General features: G+C 62.5%; 13 protein-coding genes and 1 other RNA gene. All 14 read right to left on the reverse strand.

The window, feature by feature from the left end; all coding sequences use genetic code 11:
• Position 1: 1 nt before the first annotated feature.
• The 14 genes from ACZZZU_RS09645 to rnpB all read right to left on the reverse strand — a co-directional run bounded on the left by ACZZZU_RS09645 (position 2) and on the right by rnpB (position 14,954).
• Positions 2-880, reverse strand: coding sequence for a cell division protein FtsQ/DivIB (locus ACZZZU_RS09645; RefSeq protein WP_463550462.1), 879 nt, complete (start codon positions 878-880; stop codon positions 2-4).
• A gap of 4 nt (positions 881-884) precedes the next feature.
• Complete coding sequence (locus ACZZZU_RS09650; RefSeq protein WP_463550463.1) at positions 885-1,832, reverse strand: D-alanine--D-alanine ligase; 948 nt, start codon at positions 1,830-1,832, stop codon at positions 885-887.
• A complete protein-coding gene (murC, locus tag ACZZZU_RS09655) occupies positions 1,829-3,247 on the reverse strand; it encodes a UDP-N-acetylmuramate--L-alanine ligase (protein ID WP_206000613.1) in 1,419 nt (472 codons plus the stop codon). Before murC ends, ACZZZU_RS09650 begins: the two co-directional genes overlap by 4 nt.
• A 28-nt stretch (positions 3,248-3,275) precedes the next feature.
• Positions 3,276-4,346 carry an undecaprenyldiphospho-muramoylpentapeptide beta-N-acetylglucosaminyltransferase gene (gene murG, locus ACZZZU_RS09660; protein WP_463383701.1) on the reverse strand — a complete coding sequence of 357 codons (1,071 nt, stop codon included), beginning with the start codon at positions 4,344-4,346 and terminating at the stop codon, positions 3,276-3,278.
• Positions 4,336-5,574: a putative lipid II flippase FtsW gene (gene ftsW / locus ACZZZU_RS09665; RefSeq protein ID WP_163016624.1), complete on the reverse strand. Its 1,239-nt coding sequence runs from the start codon at positions 5,572-5,574 to the stop codon at positions 4,336-4,338. Before ftsW ends, murG begins: the two co-directional genes overlap by 11 nt.
• A gap of 11 nt (positions 5,575-5,585) precedes the next feature.
• Positions 5,586-6,935 (reverse strand): UDP-N-acetylmuramoyl-L-alanine--D-glutamate ligase, encoded by a 1,350-nt coding sequence (gene murD / locus ACZZZU_RS09670; protein ID WP_463550464.1) that lies wholly within the window; start codon positions 6,933-6,935, stop codon positions 5,586-5,588.
• 14 nt (positions 6,936-6,949) lie between these two features.
• Entirely contained in the window at positions 6,950-8,032 is a 1,083-nt protein-coding gene (gene mraY, locus ACZZZU_RS09675; protein WP_122494271.1) for a phospho-N-acetylmuramoyl-pentapeptide-transferase, read from the reverse strand.
• Positions 8,033-9,400, reverse strand: coding sequence for a UDP-N-acetylmuramoyl-tripeptide--D-alanyl-D-alanine ligase (locus ACZZZU_RS09680; RefSeq protein WP_463550465.1), 1,368 nt, complete (start codon positions 9,398-9,400; stop codon positions 8,033-8,035).
• The gene (locus ACZZZU_RS09685; protein ID WP_463550466.1) at positions 9,393-10,856 is read right to left on the reverse strand and encodes a UDP-N-acetylmuramoyl-L-alanyl-D-glutamate--2,6-diaminopimelate ligase; all 1,464 of its coding nucleotides are present in this window, start codon (positions 10,854-10,856) and stop codon (positions 9,393-9,395) included. Before ACZZZU_RS09685 ends, ACZZZU_RS09680 begins: the two co-directional genes overlap by 8 nt.
• Positions 10,856-12,592, reverse strand: coding sequence for a peptidoglycan D,D-transpeptidase FtsI family protein (locus ACZZZU_RS09690; RefSeq protein WP_463383705.1), 1,737 nt, complete (start codon positions 12,590-12,592; stop codon positions 10,856-10,858). The genes ACZZZU_RS09685 and ACZZZU_RS09690 overlap by 1 nt, the downstream gene beginning before the upstream one ends.
• A complete protein-coding gene (gene ftsL, locus ACZZZU_RS09695) occupies positions 12,589-12,882 on the reverse strand; it encodes a cell division protein FtsL (RefSeq protein WP_122494278.1) in 294 nt (97 codons plus the stop codon). Before ftsL ends, ACZZZU_RS09690 begins: the two co-directional genes overlap by 4 nt.
• Positions 12,879-13,832 (reverse strand): 16S rRNA (cytosine(1402)-N(4))-methyltransferase RsmH, encoded by a 954-nt coding sequence (gene rsmH, locus ACZZZU_RS09700; protein ID WP_463550467.1) that lies wholly within the window; start codon positions 13,830-13,832, stop codon positions 12,879-12,881. Before rsmH ends, ftsL begins: the two co-directional genes overlap by 4 nt.
• Positions 13,829-14,284, reverse strand: coding sequence for a division/cell wall cluster transcriptional repressor MraZ (gene mraZ / locus ACZZZU_RS09705; RefSeq protein ID WP_122452446.1), 456 nt, complete (start codon positions 14,282-14,284; stop codon positions 13,829-13,831). Before mraZ ends, rsmH begins: the two co-directional genes overlap by 4 nt.
• Positions 14,285-14,596: 312 nt before the next feature.
• Positions 14,597-14,954: RNase P RNA component class A (rnpB, locus tag ACZZZU_RS09710), an RNA gene on the reverse strand.
• Positions 14,955-14,971: the final 17 nt, after the last annotated feature.

The following is a 14,971-nucleotide window of genomic DNA, read 5'->3' on the forward strand; positions in this document are numbered from 1 at the left end:
TTCACTTCTGCGCGACGGTTTTGTCCGTCGCCGGCGCAATCGGTTCACGCCACGCCACGGCCAGGCCGTTGGAATAACGCAGGTCGATGCGCGAAATATTCGCGATCTGGTCTTTCAAACTCTTGTCGTAGATGGACACGAAGCGGCGCATTTTCTCGACCAAGTGATCCCGACCTAACAACAACTCAATGCTTTGTCCGGTGTTATTCACCCCGGTGGTGATAAACCAGCTGCCGCGTTCACGCAGTTCCAGACGCGCCACCGAAAACCCCAGTGGGCGCAGCATCTGGCTGAGCATCTGGTAGCGCTGCATCACGTCTTCCTGGGCGCGCTGCGGGCCGACCAGTTGCGGCAGGTTTTCGTAATTGGCCAGTTCACGCGGGGTGAACGCCTGACCCTGATTGTTCAGCAACGCCTCGTCGCCCCAACGGGCCACCGGCAGTTGTTCTTCCAGCGAAATGCTCACAGTGTCGGGCCAAACGCGGCGCACTTCGGCGTGGGCGATCCACGGCATTTGTTCCAACTCAGCGCGCATCCCGGCCAGGTCAACGGTGAAGAAGCTCGCCGCCACGAAGGGCGCGATACGCTGCTGCACCGCTTGCTGGCTGATGTAGCTGAGCTCGCCCTGCACGCTGATTTTCGCAATCGGGCGATCGGCGTACGGCAGCAAACGCTGGGCCGCTTCGTAAGTGCCAAAGCCCAGCACCAGCAACATCACCGGCCAGAGCACACGCTTGATCGCCGAGAAGCTGGGCTTCGGTACGCGAACCGACAACGGTTCCTTGGCCACCATCCGGCTGGCACCCCGCTGCGCCGGCTTGCGCGGCAAAGCGCCACGGCCGGGAACAGGTTGCTGATGTCGGAGGGTTGCGCCGTGCATGGTCTTAACCTCGTGCCTCAACGCTGTCGGAAAGAATCGCCACGACCAGTTGCTGGAAATCCAGCCCTGCGGCGCGAGCGGCCATTGGCACCAGGCTGTGGTCGGTCATACCGGGAACGGTGTTGACTTCCAGCAGCCAGAATTTGCCGTCTTTGTCTTGCATCACATCGGCACGGGCCCAGCCATGAATGCCAACGGCATCGCAGGCGCGGGCGGTGAGGTCTTTGAGTTCCTGTTCTTTGGCGGCATCCAGCCCACACGGAATGCGGTACTGGGTGTCATTGGCCAGGTACTTGGCGTCGTAGTCGTAGAAGCTGTGGGGAGTGCCCAGGCCAATCGGTGGCAGCACCTCGCCGCGCAATACGGCAACGGTGAATTCCGGACCGCTGATCCACTGCTCGACCAACACCTGCGAGTCGTAGCCGCTGGCGTCGCGCCAGGCGCTGATCAACTCGTCGACGCTGTTCACTTTGGCCATACCGATACTGGACCCTTCATGCGCCGGTTTGACGATGAGGGGGAACCCCAGTTCCATGGCTGCCGACCGGCAGTCATCGACGTTGGCCAACACCGCGTGGCGCGGGGTCGACAAACCGAGGCTCTGCCACACTTGTTTAGTGCGCAGCTTGTCCATCGCGAGCGCCGATGCCAGCACGCGGCTGCCGGTGTACGGAATGCCAACGCACTCCAACAGGCCTTGCATGCTGCCGTCTTCACCGCCGCGACCGTGCAGCACGATAAACGCGCGGTCGATCTTCTCGCTGACCAAACGCTGCAGAAAGTCGTCGCCCACGTCGATACCGAAGGCGTCCACGCCCGCCGCTTGCAGCGCTTCCAGTACGGCAGCGCCGGACTTCAGCGAAACCGGGCGCTCAGCGCTCTTGCCACCGAACAGCACGGCCACACGGCCGAAAGCGTCCGGGGTCAGGTTGCGATCTAACAGGCCACTCATTTCTTACTCCCACCGGCGACAACCGCGCCGGCAAACAACGGGCTCTGCAACAACTGCGGCGCCAGGCCACCGATATCCCCGGCGCCTTGGCACAGGAGGATGTCGCCAGCGCGCAGCAACGGTTTAACGATCGGCGCCAGCTCAGTGCCACGCTCGATATAGATAGGATCCAACTGGCCGCGCTGACGAATGCTGTGGCACAGCTGACGGCTGTCGGCGCCAGGAATCGGCTCCTCGCCCGCTGGGTACACTTCCATCAGCAGCAGCACGTTCGAGTCGGCCAGCACCTGCACGAAGTCGTCGTACAGATCGCGTGTGCGGCTGTAACGGTGCGGTTGGTACACCATCACCAAGCGACGCTCCGGCCAGCCACCGCGTACGGCCTTGATCACCGCTGCCACTTCACGCGGGTGGTGGCCGTAATCGTCGACCAACATCACGCTGCCGCCCTCGACCGGCAGTTCGCCGTACACCTGAAAGCGGCGGCCCACGCCCTGGAATTTCGACAGGCCGTGAACGATGGCCTCGTCTGTAAGGCCTTCGTCGGTGGCGATAGCGATGGTGGCCAGCGCGTTCAATACGTTGTGGTTGCCCGGCATGTTCACCGACACATCCAGCGGCTCGCGGCCCGCGCGCAGCACAGTGAAATAGGTTTGCATGCCGTTCTGGCGCAGGTTGATGGCGCGCACATCGGCGTCTTCGCTCAGGCCATAAGTCATGGTCGGGCGTTTAACCTGGGGCAGAATTTCGCGCACCACTGGATCGTCCACGCACACCACCGCCAGCCCGTAGAACGGCAGGTTGTGGAGGAACTCGACGAAGGTTTTCTTCAACTTGTTGAAGTCACCTTCGTAGGTGCTCATGTGGTCCATGTCGATGTTGGTGACCACGGCCACCATCGGTTGCAGGTGCAGGAAGCTGGCGTCGCTTTCGTCCGCTTCGGCGACCAGGTAGCGGCTAGTGCCGAGCTGGGCGTTGGTGCCGGCAGCGTTCAAGCGGCCACCGATTACAAACGTCGGGTCCAGGCCTGCGGCGGCAAACACCGAAGCAATCAAGCTGGTGGTTGTGGTTTTGCCATGGGTGCCAGCAACGGCGATGCCGTGGCGATAGCGCATCAGCTCGGCGAGCATTTCGGCGCGCGGCACGATGGGAATACGGCGCTCAAGGGCGTTGGCCACTTCCGGGTTGGCGGTGTTGATGGCGCTGGACACCACCAGCACGTCAGCGTGCTGAGCGTTCTCGGCGCGGTGGCCGATAAACACCTGGGCGCCGAAGTTCTGCAGGCGCTCGGTAACGGCCGAGCCCTTGATGTCGGAACCGGATACGTCGTAGCCCAGGTTCAACAACACTTCGGCAATACCGCACATGCCCGCGCCGCCGATGCCGACGAAGTGGATGCGACGGATACGGCGCATTTCTGGCTGCGGAAACGCTTTCTGGCTCTCAACCACGGGCCACCTCCAGGCAGATGTCGACGACGGTGCGGGTCGCGTCGGGCTTGGACAGGCGGCGCGCGGTGCTGGCCATGTAAATAAGGCGTTCGGGATGCATCAAAACCTCGGTCAGGCGCTCGGCCAATTCGGCGGCGCCAGTAGTCGCTTGTGGCAGCAGGAAGGCAGCGCCTTCACGAGCCAGATAATCGGCGTTGCGAGTCTGGTGGTCGTCGATGGCGTGCGGCAGTGGCACCAGCATCGACGGCAGACCGGCAGCAGCCAGTTCACTGATGGTCAGCGCGCCTGCGCGGCACACCACCAGGTCGGCCCAGGCATACGCACCGGCCATGTCTTTAATGAAAGGCGCGACGTGCGCTTGGACACCGGCCGCGTCGTAACGGTCCTTGGTGATTTCATCGTGATTCTTGCCGGATTGGTGCACCACTTCCGGACGGATCTCGACCGCCACTTCGCGCAAGGCTTCAGGCAGCAGCTTGTTCAACGGCTCGGCGCCCAGGCTGCCGCCCAGAATCAGCAAACGCGGACGACGGCCTTGCAGCGTGTCGCGTGGTGTTTCCAGGAACAGCTCTTCACGCACCGGGTTGCCGGTGGTGCGGCGCTTGGCCGACTGGCTGAAAGTATTCGGGAAGGCTTCGCACACGCGCGTGGCGAAACGCACCAGGCTGCGATTGGCGGTGCCGGCCACGGCGTTCTGCTCGTGAATGATCAGCGGCACGCCAGCCATTTTCGCCGCCAGGCCACCTGGGCCGGTGACGTAGCCGCCCATGCCCAGCACGCAGACGGGCTTCAGTTTGCGCACGATGCGGCGCGCCTGGAACAGCGAGCGCAGCAAGCTGAACGGCGCCTTGAGCAGGTTGACGAAGCCTTTGCCACGCAGGCCGGCGACGTTGATCAGGTGCAGGTCCAGACCGGCTTCCGGCACCAGTTGGTTTTCAATGCCGCGCGGCGTGCCGAGCCAGTGCACGGTGTAACCGCGCGCCTGAAACTCGCGAGCACAGGCCAGCGCCGGGAACACGTGGCCGCCAGTGCCGCCGGCCATGATCAGAACATTAGCGGCCATGGACCACCTCCTTGGACGCTTTGCTGGCAGCCGGCTCTTCGGCGAAATCGCTCTCGACGAAATCGACATCTTCGCTGCCAAGAATGGTGCGGCGCTCCCACTCGATACGCAGCAGCAACCCCAGGCAGGCGCAGCAAATCACCAACGAGCTGCCGCCGTAGCTGAGGAACGGCAGGGTCAGCCCTTTGGTTGGCAGCAGGCCGACGTTCACGCCGATGTTGATCAAGAACTGGCCGATCCACAGGAAGGCCAGGCCGAACGCGACGTACGCGGAGAAGAACTGCTTGGCCTTTTCAGCCCAAAGCCCGATGTACAGCGCGCGCACGCTGACGAACACAAACAGCGCCACGGTGGCCAGCGAACCGAACAAGCCGAGTTCTTCGGCGAGCACGGAGTAAACGAAGTCGGTGTGTGCTTCCGGCAGATAGAACTGCTTCTGCACGCTGTTGCCCAGGCCGACGCCTAGCCATTGGCCACGGCCGAAGGCGATCAGCGCTTGAGTCAATTGATAGCCCGAGCCGAACTGGTCGGCCCACGGGTCGGTAAAGGTCACCAGCCGCGCCATGCGATACGGCTGCGCCTGCACCAGCACGAATACCGCGCCGACTGCCAAGGCCACCATCAGCGAGAAACGGAACAGGCCGACACCGCCCAGGAACAGCATGGCGGCGGCAGCACCCATCAGTACAACGGTGGCACCGAAGTCCGGTTCCATCAGCAGCAAGCCAGCCATCGGCAACAGCACGATGAAGGGTTTGAAAAAGCCCATCCAGCTCTCGCGCACTTCTTCCTGGCGGCGCACCAGATAGCCGGCGAGGTAGATAACCGAGAACACTTTGGCGATTTCCGAAGGCTGCACGTTGAATGCGCCGAAGCCGATCCAGCGCATCGAACCGTTCACTTCGCGGCCAATGCCTGGCACCAACACCAGCACCAGCAACCCGAACGCCACCACCAGCAAGGTGCCGCCCATGCGCTGCCAGGTGGACATCGGAATCACCAGCATCAGGCCAGCAGCGCCGAGGCCGATGGTCATGTAAATGACGTGGCGGATCATGTGATAGAACGGGTTGCCGGTCTGCACGGCGGCCACTTCGGTGGAGGCCGAGGTGATCATCACCAAGCCAAGGCCCAGCAGCGCCAGGCAGCCGGCCAGCAACGGGAAATCGAGGTCGATGCCGCGACGGCTGAACAGCGGCGACGGGTACGGGCGCAGAATGCTAAGCAGGCGAGCGAGCATCAGTTGAGCCCCCCGACGGCCTGGGCGAACAGGCGCCCGCGTTCTTCGAAATTCTTGAACATGTCCAGGCTCGCGCAGGCTGGCGACAGCAGCACGGCATCGCCGCTCTGGGCCAGCTCGGCGGCCTTGGCGACCGACTCATCCAGCGAGGTGACGCGAATCAGCGGCACGCCGGTATCAGCCAGCACGTCGGCCAACAGCGGTGCATCGCGGCCCAGCAGAATCACAGCGCGGCAATGGGCAGCGACCGGCGCACGCAGGGCGGAGAAATCCGCACCTTTGCCATCGCCGCCCGCAACGAGCACCAGCTTGCCAGCGATGTCGGCGCCCAAGCCTTCGATGGCAGCCAGCGCGGCGCCGACGTTGGTGGCTTTCGAGTCATCGTAATAACTCACGCCGTCACGCTCACGCAGCCACTGGCAGCGATGCGCCAGGCCAGTGAATTCGCGCAGCGCTTGCAGCATCGGTTCAAACGGCAAGCCCACGGCATGGCCGAGTGCCAAGGCCGCCAGGGCGTTGACTTGGTTGTGGGCGCCACGCACTTTCAATTCGCGCGCCGGCATCAGGGTTTCAAACTGGAAGGCCAGATGTTTCTCGCCCTGCTCTTCCACCAGTCCGAACCCTTTGAAGTCGGGCTTGTTCAAGCCAAAGGTCCAGCACGGTGTGTTTTCGCCAATCAGCGGACGGGACAAACCGTCCTGACGGTTTACAACCACTTGCCGCGCGCCACGGAAGATCCGGTGCTTGGCCAGGTGATACGCCGGCAGGCCGCTGTAGCGGTCCATGTGGTCTTCGCTGATGTTCAGCACGGTGGCGACTTCAGCATTTAGCTGGTCGGTGGTTTCCAGTTGGAAACTCGACAGCTCGACCACGTACAGCTCGACGTCGTCGCTGAGCAAATCCAGCGCCGGCGTGCCCAGATTGCCGCCGACCGCTACACGCTTGCCGGCCGCTACGGCCATCTCGCCTACCAAGGTGGTGACGGTGCTTTTCGCGTTGGAGCCGGTGATGGCAACAATCGGCGCCTTGGCGTGGCGGGCGAACAACTCGATGTCGCCCAGCAGTTTCACGCCACGGGCGGCGGCCGCTTGCAGCGCCGGAGTGGCCAAGGCCAGACCCGGACTCACGTACAGCTCGTCGGCGCGGCAGAGGAACTCAACGTCCAGTTCGCCACAACGCACTTCCACCTCCGGGTACTGGGCGCGGATGGCGGCCAGCTCCGGTGGGTTCGCACGGGTGTCGGCCACGGCAAAGCGGATGCCTTGGCGCGCGAGGAAGCGCACCAGGGACATGCCGCTCTTGCCGAGGCCGACAACGATGCGGAAGTGGTCAGTAGCGATGAGGCTCATTGGGTTCCTTGTCCTTAACGCAGTTTCAGAGTGGCGAGGCCGACCAGCACCAGAATTACGGTGATGATCCAGAAGCGCACGATCACGCGCGGCTCAGGCCAGCCTTTGAGTTCAAAGTGGTGATGGATTGGCGCCATGCGGAACACGCGCTTGCCGGTGAGCTTGAACGAAGCCACCTGAATCACCACCGACAGGGTTTCCATCACGAACACGCCGCCCATGATGAACAGCACGATTTCCTGGCGCACGATCACGGCGATGGTGCCCAGCGCAGCGCCGAGCGCCAGCGCGCCGACATCACCCATGAAGACTTGTGCCGGGTAGGTGTTGAACCAGAGAAACCCCAGGCCCGCACCCACAAGCGCCGAACAGAACACGATCAGTTCGCCAGCGCCCGGTACGTAGGGAATCAACAGGTAATCAGCGAATTTGATGTTGCCGGACAGGTAGCAAAAAATGCCCAGCGCGCCGCCGACCATTACGGTGGGCATTATCGCCAGACCGTCGAGGCCGTCAGTCAGGTTCACTGCGTTGCTCGAGCCGACGATCACGAAGTAGGTCAGCACCACGAAGCCCACACCGAGGGCGATGCTGACGTCTTTGAGCATCGGCACGATCAGGGTGGTTTCAACCGCGCTAGGCGCAGTCATATAAAGGAACACGGCAGCGCCCAGGCCAAACACCGATTGCCAGAAATACTTCCAGCGGCTCGGCAGGCCTTTCGAGTTCTTCTCGATGACCTTGCGGTAGTCGTCCACCCAGCCGATGCCGCCGAACAGCAAGGTCACAATCAGTACCACCCACACGTAGCGGTTAGTCAGGTCAGCCCAGAGCAGCGTGCTAATGGCAATGGCGGAAAGAATCAGCGCGCCACCCATGGTCGGCGTGCCGGATTTGGACAGGTGCGATTGCGGACCATCGTTGCGCACGGCCTGACCGATTTGACGAATCTGCAGGGTGCGGATCATCCAGGGGCCCAGCCACAGCGACAGCGACAACGCGGTCAATACACCCAGAATCCCGCGCAGGGTCAGGTATTGAAAGACCGCGAAGCCCTTGTAGAACTGTTGCAGATACTCGGCCAACAGCAGCAGCATTTAATGACTCCCCTGGGTGCCGCACAAAGCCGCAACGACGTTTTCCATCGCTGCGCTGCGCGATCCTTTAATTAGAATGGTGGTGTTGCCTGGCTCGGCACTGACGGCGGCGATCAGGCTGGCCTGATCGGCAAAGTGCCGGCCATTGGCGCCGAAAGCGGCCACGGCGTGGGCCATGTTCGGGCCGACGGCATAAAGAGCATCGACTTTCCCGGCGGCGTAAGCGCCGACATCGCGGTGGCCCTGTTCAGCCCACTCGCCTAGCTCGCCGATATCGCCCAAAACCAAAACGGTCCGGCCGGAAAAGGCCGCGAGTATATCAACGGCGGCGCACATGGAAGTCGGGTTGGCGTTGTAGGTGTCATCGATCACGCGCGCGCCATTACTCGCCAACTGCGCTACCGCGCGGCCTTTGACCGGCTGCACATTTTCCAACCCGGCAACGATACTGACCAACGGCAGGCCAAGCGCAGCGGCGGCTGCAGCTGACGCCAACGCATTGGCGATGTTGTGGGTGCCGAGCAGATTGATCTGCACCTTGGCGCTGCCTTGAGCGCTGTTCAGGGTGAAGAACGGGCAACCACGGGCATCGCGGCCGAGGTCGCTGGCGTAGAAGTCGGCGGCGCTGTTGTTCAAGGCGAAGGTCAGCACCTTGCGCTCGCCCGCACGGGCTTTCCAGATGCCGAAGGCTTTGTCGTCGAGGTTGAGCACTGCGGTGCCGCTGGCGCTCAGGCCGTCGATGATTTCGCCTTTGGCTTCGACAATTTTGTCGGCGCCGCCGAACTCGCCGATGTGGGCGGTGCCGGCATTGTTCAGCACGGCTACGTGCGGCTTGGCCAACGCCACGGTGTAGGCGATTTCGCCGACGCGATTGGCGCCCAGTTCGATAACGGCGCCTTTGTGTTCTGCGCCCAGCTCAAGCAGGGTCAACGGCACACCAAGGTCGTTATTCAAATTGCCACGGGTGGCCAGAACGGCGCCGTCGATGCCGGCGCGCAGAATGCTGGCGAGCATTTCCTTGACCGTGGTTTTACCGCTGGAGCCGGTGATGGCAGCCAGGGGGCCGGTGTAAGCCTGACGATTGAGCGCGGCGAGTTGGCCCAGCGCGTGACGAGTGTCGGCTACCACCAATTGCGGAATGCTCACGCCAACGGTTTCACGCTCGACCAGCGCAGCGACCGCGCCTTTCTGCGTGACTTCCTGCAAATAGCTGTGGCCGTCGAAACGTGGGCCAGTCAGGGCAATAAACAGCTGACCCGGCTTGATCGCGCGGCTGTCGGTGCTTACTGCACTAAAGGTGGCGTCGGCGCCGACCAGGCAGCCATTGAGGGCATTGACGACTTCGCTCAACCGCAAGGCTTTAAGCATGAGCGGCCTCCCAGGCGGCCAGGGCCGTGGTGGCTTGATGCAGGTCGGAGAACGGTTGGCGCTCGCCGTTGATTTCCTGGTAATCCTCGTGGCCTTTACCGGCCAGCACGATCACATCGGCGGCATCGGCACTGGCGATCAGCTGCGCGATGGCCTGGCCGCGACCGTATACAAACTGGGCGTTTTGCGGCGCGGTGAGACCGGCGCGGATGTCGGCGAAAATCTGCTCGGGCGATTCGGTGCGCGGGTTGTCGTCGGTGACCATCACGCCATCGGCGAGGCGCTCCACCACTTCGGCCATCAGCGGACGTTTGCCGCGATCACGGTCGCCGCCACAGCCGAACAGGCACAGCAGTTTGCCGGTGGCGTGGGGGCGCAGGGCCGTCAGTACTTTTTCCAGCGCATCGGGGGTGTGGGCGTAATCGACCACCACCAGCGGCTGGGTGCCGCCGCCCAGCCGCTGCATACGGCCGGCCGGGCCTTCGAGCTTGGGTAGCACTTTCAGAATTTCGTCCAGCGGGTAATCCAGGCCCAACAGCGCGCCGACAACGCCGAGCAGGTTGCTCAGGTTGAAGCGGCCCAGCAGGGACGAACGCAGGCTGCCCTCGCCTTTGGGCGTGACCAGCTTGGCGCGCACGCCGTGGTCGTCGAACACCGCTTCGCTGCAATACAGGTAGGCGTTGCGGTCTTCGAGGCTGTAAGTGATCAGGCGCGACTCATGCTGTTCGGCGGCCAGTTCGCGGCCAAAGGCGTCGTCCAGATTCAGCACGCGGCAGCGCAGGCTCGGCCAGCGGAACAGCTTGGCTTTGGCTTCGCCGTAGGCCTGCATGGAACCGTGGTAGTCCAGGTGGTCGCGCGACAGGTTGGTGAACACCGCCACGTCAAAGGCCAGTGCCGCGACGCGGCCTTGGTCCAAACCGTGCGACGACACTTCCATCGCCACGGCGCGAGCGCCAGCTTGTTTCAGGTTGGCCAACACCGCTTGCACGCCGATGGGGTCTGGCGTGGTGTGGCGGCCTTGCTCCAGTTCATTGTGGAAACCGGTGCCCAGGGTGCCGACGATGCCGCAGCGCTCGCCGAAGTGATCCAGAGCCTGGGCCACCAATTGGCTGATGCTGGTTTTGCCGTTGGTGCCGGTAACGCCGACCAGGTGCAGGCCACGACTCGGCTCGCCGTAGAAGCGGCCGGCGATGGCGGACAACTGACCGGCCAGATTCTTCAACGCCACCAGCTCTGTGCCTTGCGCATCGATAACAGGTGCGCCTTCGGCTTCATAGGCAACGGCGGCAGCGCCACGGGCAATCGCATCGCTGATGTGCACGCGACCATCTTGCTGACCGCCTGGCACGGCCAGGAACAAGTCGCCGGGGCGCACTTTGCGACTGTCCAGCGTCAGTTCGCGGATCAGCACCGAGCTCTCGGCTTGTGGCAGCAATTGGTTCAGTGGCATTGGCATTAGCGCGCTAACTCCCGAGGAATAGAGAGCGCCACGGCGGGCGCAACGTCAGCCGGGGTCAGGTTGTCTGGGGCAATGTTCATCAGGCGCAGGGCGCCGGCCATGACCTTGCCGAATACCGGCGCCGAGATCAGGCCGCCGAAGTAGGCGCCGGTGCTTGGCTCGTCCACGACTACCACCATGGCGATGCGCGGATTGCTGATCGGAGCGAAGCCGGCGAACAGCGAGCGGTAGGCGTTCTGGGTGTAACCCTTGGTGCCGACGGTGGCTTTACGCGCGGTACCCGACTTGCCGCCCACGTGATACGCCGGCACCTTGGCGCGGAACACGCCGCTTGGCGCTTCGACCACTTGCTGGAGCATGCCCTGGATGGTTTTCGCAGTGTCTTCCGGAATGACCTGCACGCCGTCTTGAGTACGGCCATCAACGCGGGTCATGGTCATGGGAATGCTGCGGCCATTGTTGGCGAGCACCGCATAGGCGTGGGCGAGCTGGACAGCGGTTACCGACAGGCCGTAGCCGTAGGCCAGGGTCGCGGTTTCAGCTTTCGGCCAGATGCGGTGGTTGGGCAGATTGCCGACGCGCTCGCCGGGGAAGCCCAGGCCAGTGTCCTGGCCCAGGCCGACCTGCTGCATAACGTTGTAAATCGGCTCGGCGCCGATATCGAAAGCGATCTTGCTGATGCCGACGTTACTGGACTTTATGAGGATGCCGGTGAGGTCGAGCACGCCTTCGTTCTTCGAAACGTCGCGGATGGTGTATTTGCCGATTTGCAGGGTGCCGGGGTAAACGTCAACCGTATCGGTCGGCTTCCAGCGCCCGCTTTCCAGCGCAGCACTCATGGAGAACGGCTTAACGGTGGAACCTGGCTCAAACACGTCGATCATCGCGCGGTTGCGCATCATCGCCGGCTGCAGGTTGCGGCGGTTGTTGGGGTTGTAAGTGGGCTGGTTGACCATGGCCAGCACTTCGCCGGTTTTCACGTCGAGCATCACCAGGCTCGCGCCCTTGGCGCCGAACTCGGTGACCACATTGCGCAGTTCGCGGTGGGCCAGGTACTGCAGACGCAGGTCGATGGACAGCGCCAGCGCCTTGCCGGCTTTGGCGTTGCGGGTCACTTGCACGTCTTTGATCAGGCGACCGCGACGGTCTTTCAACACTTCGCGCTTGCCGGGTACGCCCGACAGCCATTGGTCGAACGCCAACTCCACGCCTTCGCGGCCGTGGTCGTCAATGTCGGTGAAGCCCACCACGTGCGCGGTCACTTCGCCGGCCGGGTAGAAACGACGAAACTCCTCAATGGAGTAGACGCCTGGCACTTTGAGGTCGAGCACGGACTGGCCCTGCTCCGGGGTCAGCCCCCGCACCAGGTACATAAATTCGCGCCCGGCGTTGTCCTCCAGCCGGGCGGCAAAGGCTTTTGGCTCTTGCCCCAGGGCGGCGGCCAGCGCTGGCCAGCGATCTTTGCCGGCTTGCAGTTCTTTGCCGTTGGCCCACAGCGTAGTGACCGGTGTACTCACCGCCAATGGCTCGCCGTTACGGTCGGTAATCAGGCCACGGTGCGCAGGAATCGGTACGTGACGCACGCTACGGGCATCGCCCTGGCCTTGCAGGAAGGCGTGGTCGAGCACTTGCAGGTCGATGATGCGCCAGCAGATCGCAGCGACCATGATTCCGAGCAGGCCCAGAACCACGCGGAACCGCCACGGATAGAGGGCGCCTTCGAGCTTCATCATTTCGCCACCATCCGAACTTCGGCTGGCTCAGGAATGCGCATTTTCAGCTGTTCACTGGCGAGGGTTTCGATGCGGCTGTGGGCGGTCCAGGTGCTTTGTTCGAGAATCAGGCGGCCCCACTCGGCTTGCGCTTTGTCGCGCACGCTGAGTTCGCCATACAGCGAGTTGAGCAACTGGCGATTCCAGTGCGCGCTGTAGGCCACGGCGATGGCCGAAACCAATACCGCTATAAAGAGAAGCAGCAGCACAGTGCTGCCGGCCGGGAGCGGCTTGGCGAAGGAGCGGCTCAACGCAACTTCTCCGCAACACGCATGACCGCACTGCGCGAGCGCGGGTTGGCCGACTGCTCGGCGTCGGATGGGAACTGAGCCTTGCCAATAGTGCGAATTTTCGGCTCAAATCGCTCGACGCGCACGGGCAGGTTGCGCGGGAGTTTGTCCGCCTCGCCTTTTTCCAGACGGCGCATAAACAATTTGACGATGCGGTCTTCCAGCGAGTGGAAACTGATCACCACCAGACGACCGCCGACTTCGAGCACGTCCATGGCCGCTTGCAGGCCACGCTCCAAATCGCCCAGTTCGTTATTCACGTGAATGCGCAAACCCTGGAAAGCACGAGTCGCCGGGTTCTTGCCCTTCTCCCACGCCGGGTTCGCTACTTTTAATACTTCGGCCAGATCGCCAGTGCGCTCGAACGGCTGCACGTCACGGCGCTGCACCACGGCGCGCGCCATGCGCTTGGCGAAACGCTCTTCGCCATACTCTTTAAAGACGCGGGCAATTTCTTCTTCGGCCGCAGTGGCAATGAACTGCGCGGCGCTGATGCCACGGGTAGGGTCCATGCGCATGTCGAGCGGGCCGTCGTTCATAAAACTGAAGCCACGCTCGGCGTCATCCAGCTGCGGCGACGACACACCGAGATCGAGCAGAATGCCGGACACTTTGCCCGCATCGCCCCGCTCGGCAACCGCTTCGCCGAGCTCGGCAAAACTGCGCTGCACAACGACAAAGCGGCCGTCTTCGGCCGCCAGCGCTTCTCCGGTCGCAATCGCCAGAGGGTCTTTATCAAATCCGAGGAGCCGTCCACCTGGCCCGAGCTTTTGCAAGATCAACCGGCTGTGCCCGCCCCGGCCAAACGTGCCGTCCACATAGCAGCCGTCCGCGCGCACGGCGAGAGCCTCTACGGCTTCGTCGAGCAATACGGTGATGTGGCGAAAGCCGCTGCTAGTTGGGGTTGTCACAGGATCAGATCACGCAATTCGTCCGGCAGACCGCCCGGCTGTTTAATGGCTGCCAGGTCCGCATCAGCAAGCGCGTTCCAGGCGTTTTCGTCCCACAGTTGGAATTTGTTCAGTTGCCCCACCAGCATCGCGTGCTTGTCGAGCTTGGCGTACTCGCGCAAACGCGGCGGCACCAGGAAGCGGCCGGCGCTGTCGAGTTCGATATCCACCGCATTACCGATCAGCAAACGCTGCAGGCGACGGCTTTCTTCACGCAGCGATGGCAGCTCACGGAGTTTGGTTTCGATGATTTCCCACTCAGGCAACGGGTAGACACAGAGGCAGGGGTCAATGGCGTCGATGGTAACGATGAGCTGGCCAGCCGAACGCGACACGATCTCGTCCCGATACCGACTTGGCATCGCGAGGCGCCCTTTGGCGTCGAGACTGATTGCGTTAGCTCCGCGAAACACGACAGCGCTTCCCCTTTTTTACTAGCTTTCCATGCCTAAAAAACCCACTTCGTACCACTTTGTACCACTTCGGCACACTATAGGAACGCAGCTACCCCACCGTCAAGGCGCGCTTGAAGGGAAAAATCCTTATGGGACGGTGATTTAGCGAGCTTTTAGGGGCGATGAAAGGCGGTTTTAGGGGTGTTTCGGAGGGTGTACGCAAGCCCGTTCAATGAGCTGCGACTCGAAGTTAAAGTAACTTCTTAAGAGTTAGATTTTTTCGGATTTAGAAATGCTGCGACGGGAGGTAAAACGAAACAGCGGAAGGAGGTGGAGAGTCGATCTGTAAGCCGGGTTCTGTCGAGGACAGTCATTCCTCTACGACGGCCATCACTGGACGCCTTTAGCAACCTACCCGGTTCCGACGCGGGCCACGCCATGGAACCCTATTTGGTCTTGCTCCGAGTGGGGTTTGCCTAGCCACGAACTGTTACCAGACGCGCGGTGCGCTCTTACCGCACCTTTTCACCCTTACCGGCACCGAAGTGCTTAGGCGGTTATTTTCTGTGGCACTTTCCGTAGGCTCACGCCTCCCAGGTGTTACCTGGCACTCCGCCCTATGGAGCCCGGACTTTCCTCCCCCCCGCTCGCGTGAACGAAACGAGGCAGCGACTGTCCAATCGACTCTCCGCCGCCTAGGGTAGC

It is taken from the genome of Pseudomonas sp. AC136 (genome assembly GCF_979258585.1).

Excerpts from the sequence above, each read along its gene's own strand:
- ACZZZU_RS09645 (WP_463550462.1), bottom strand. The coding sequence starts at position 880 with ATGCACGGCGCAACCCTCCGACATCAGCAACCTGTTCCCGGCCGTGGC.
- ACZZZU_RS09650 (WP_463550463.1), bottom strand. The coding sequence starts at position 1,832 with ATGAGTGGCCTGTTAGATCGCAACCTGACCCCGGACGCTTTCGGCCGT.
- murC (WP_206000613.1), bottom strand. The coding sequence starts at position 3,247 with ATGCGCCGTATCCGTCGCATCCACTTCGTCGGCATCGGCGGCGCGGGC.
- murG (WP_463383701.1), bottom strand. The coding sequence starts at position 4,346 with ATGGCCGCTAATGTTCTGATCATGGCCGGCGGCACTGGCGGCCACGTG.
- murD (WP_463550464.1), bottom strand. The coding sequence starts at position 6,935 with ATGAGCCTCATCGCTACTGACCACTTCCGCATCGTTGTCGGCCTCGGC.
- mraY (WP_122494271.1), bottom strand. The coding sequence starts at position 8,032 with ATGCTGCTGCTGTTGGCCGAGTATCTGCAACAGTTCTACAAGGGCTTC.
- ACZZZU_RS09680 (WP_463550465.1), bottom strand. The coding sequence starts at position 9,400 with ATGCTTAAAGCCTTGCGGTTGAGCGAAGTCGTCAATGCCCTCAATGGC.
- ACZZZU_RS09685 (WP_463550466.1), bottom strand. The coding sequence starts at position 10,856 with ATGCCAATGCCACTGAACCAATTGCTGCCACAAGCCGAGAGCTCGGTG.
- ACZZZU_RS09690 (WP_463383705.1), bottom strand. The coding sequence starts at position 12,592 with ATGATGAAGCTCGAAGGCGCCCTCTATCCGTGGCGGTTCCGCGTGGTT.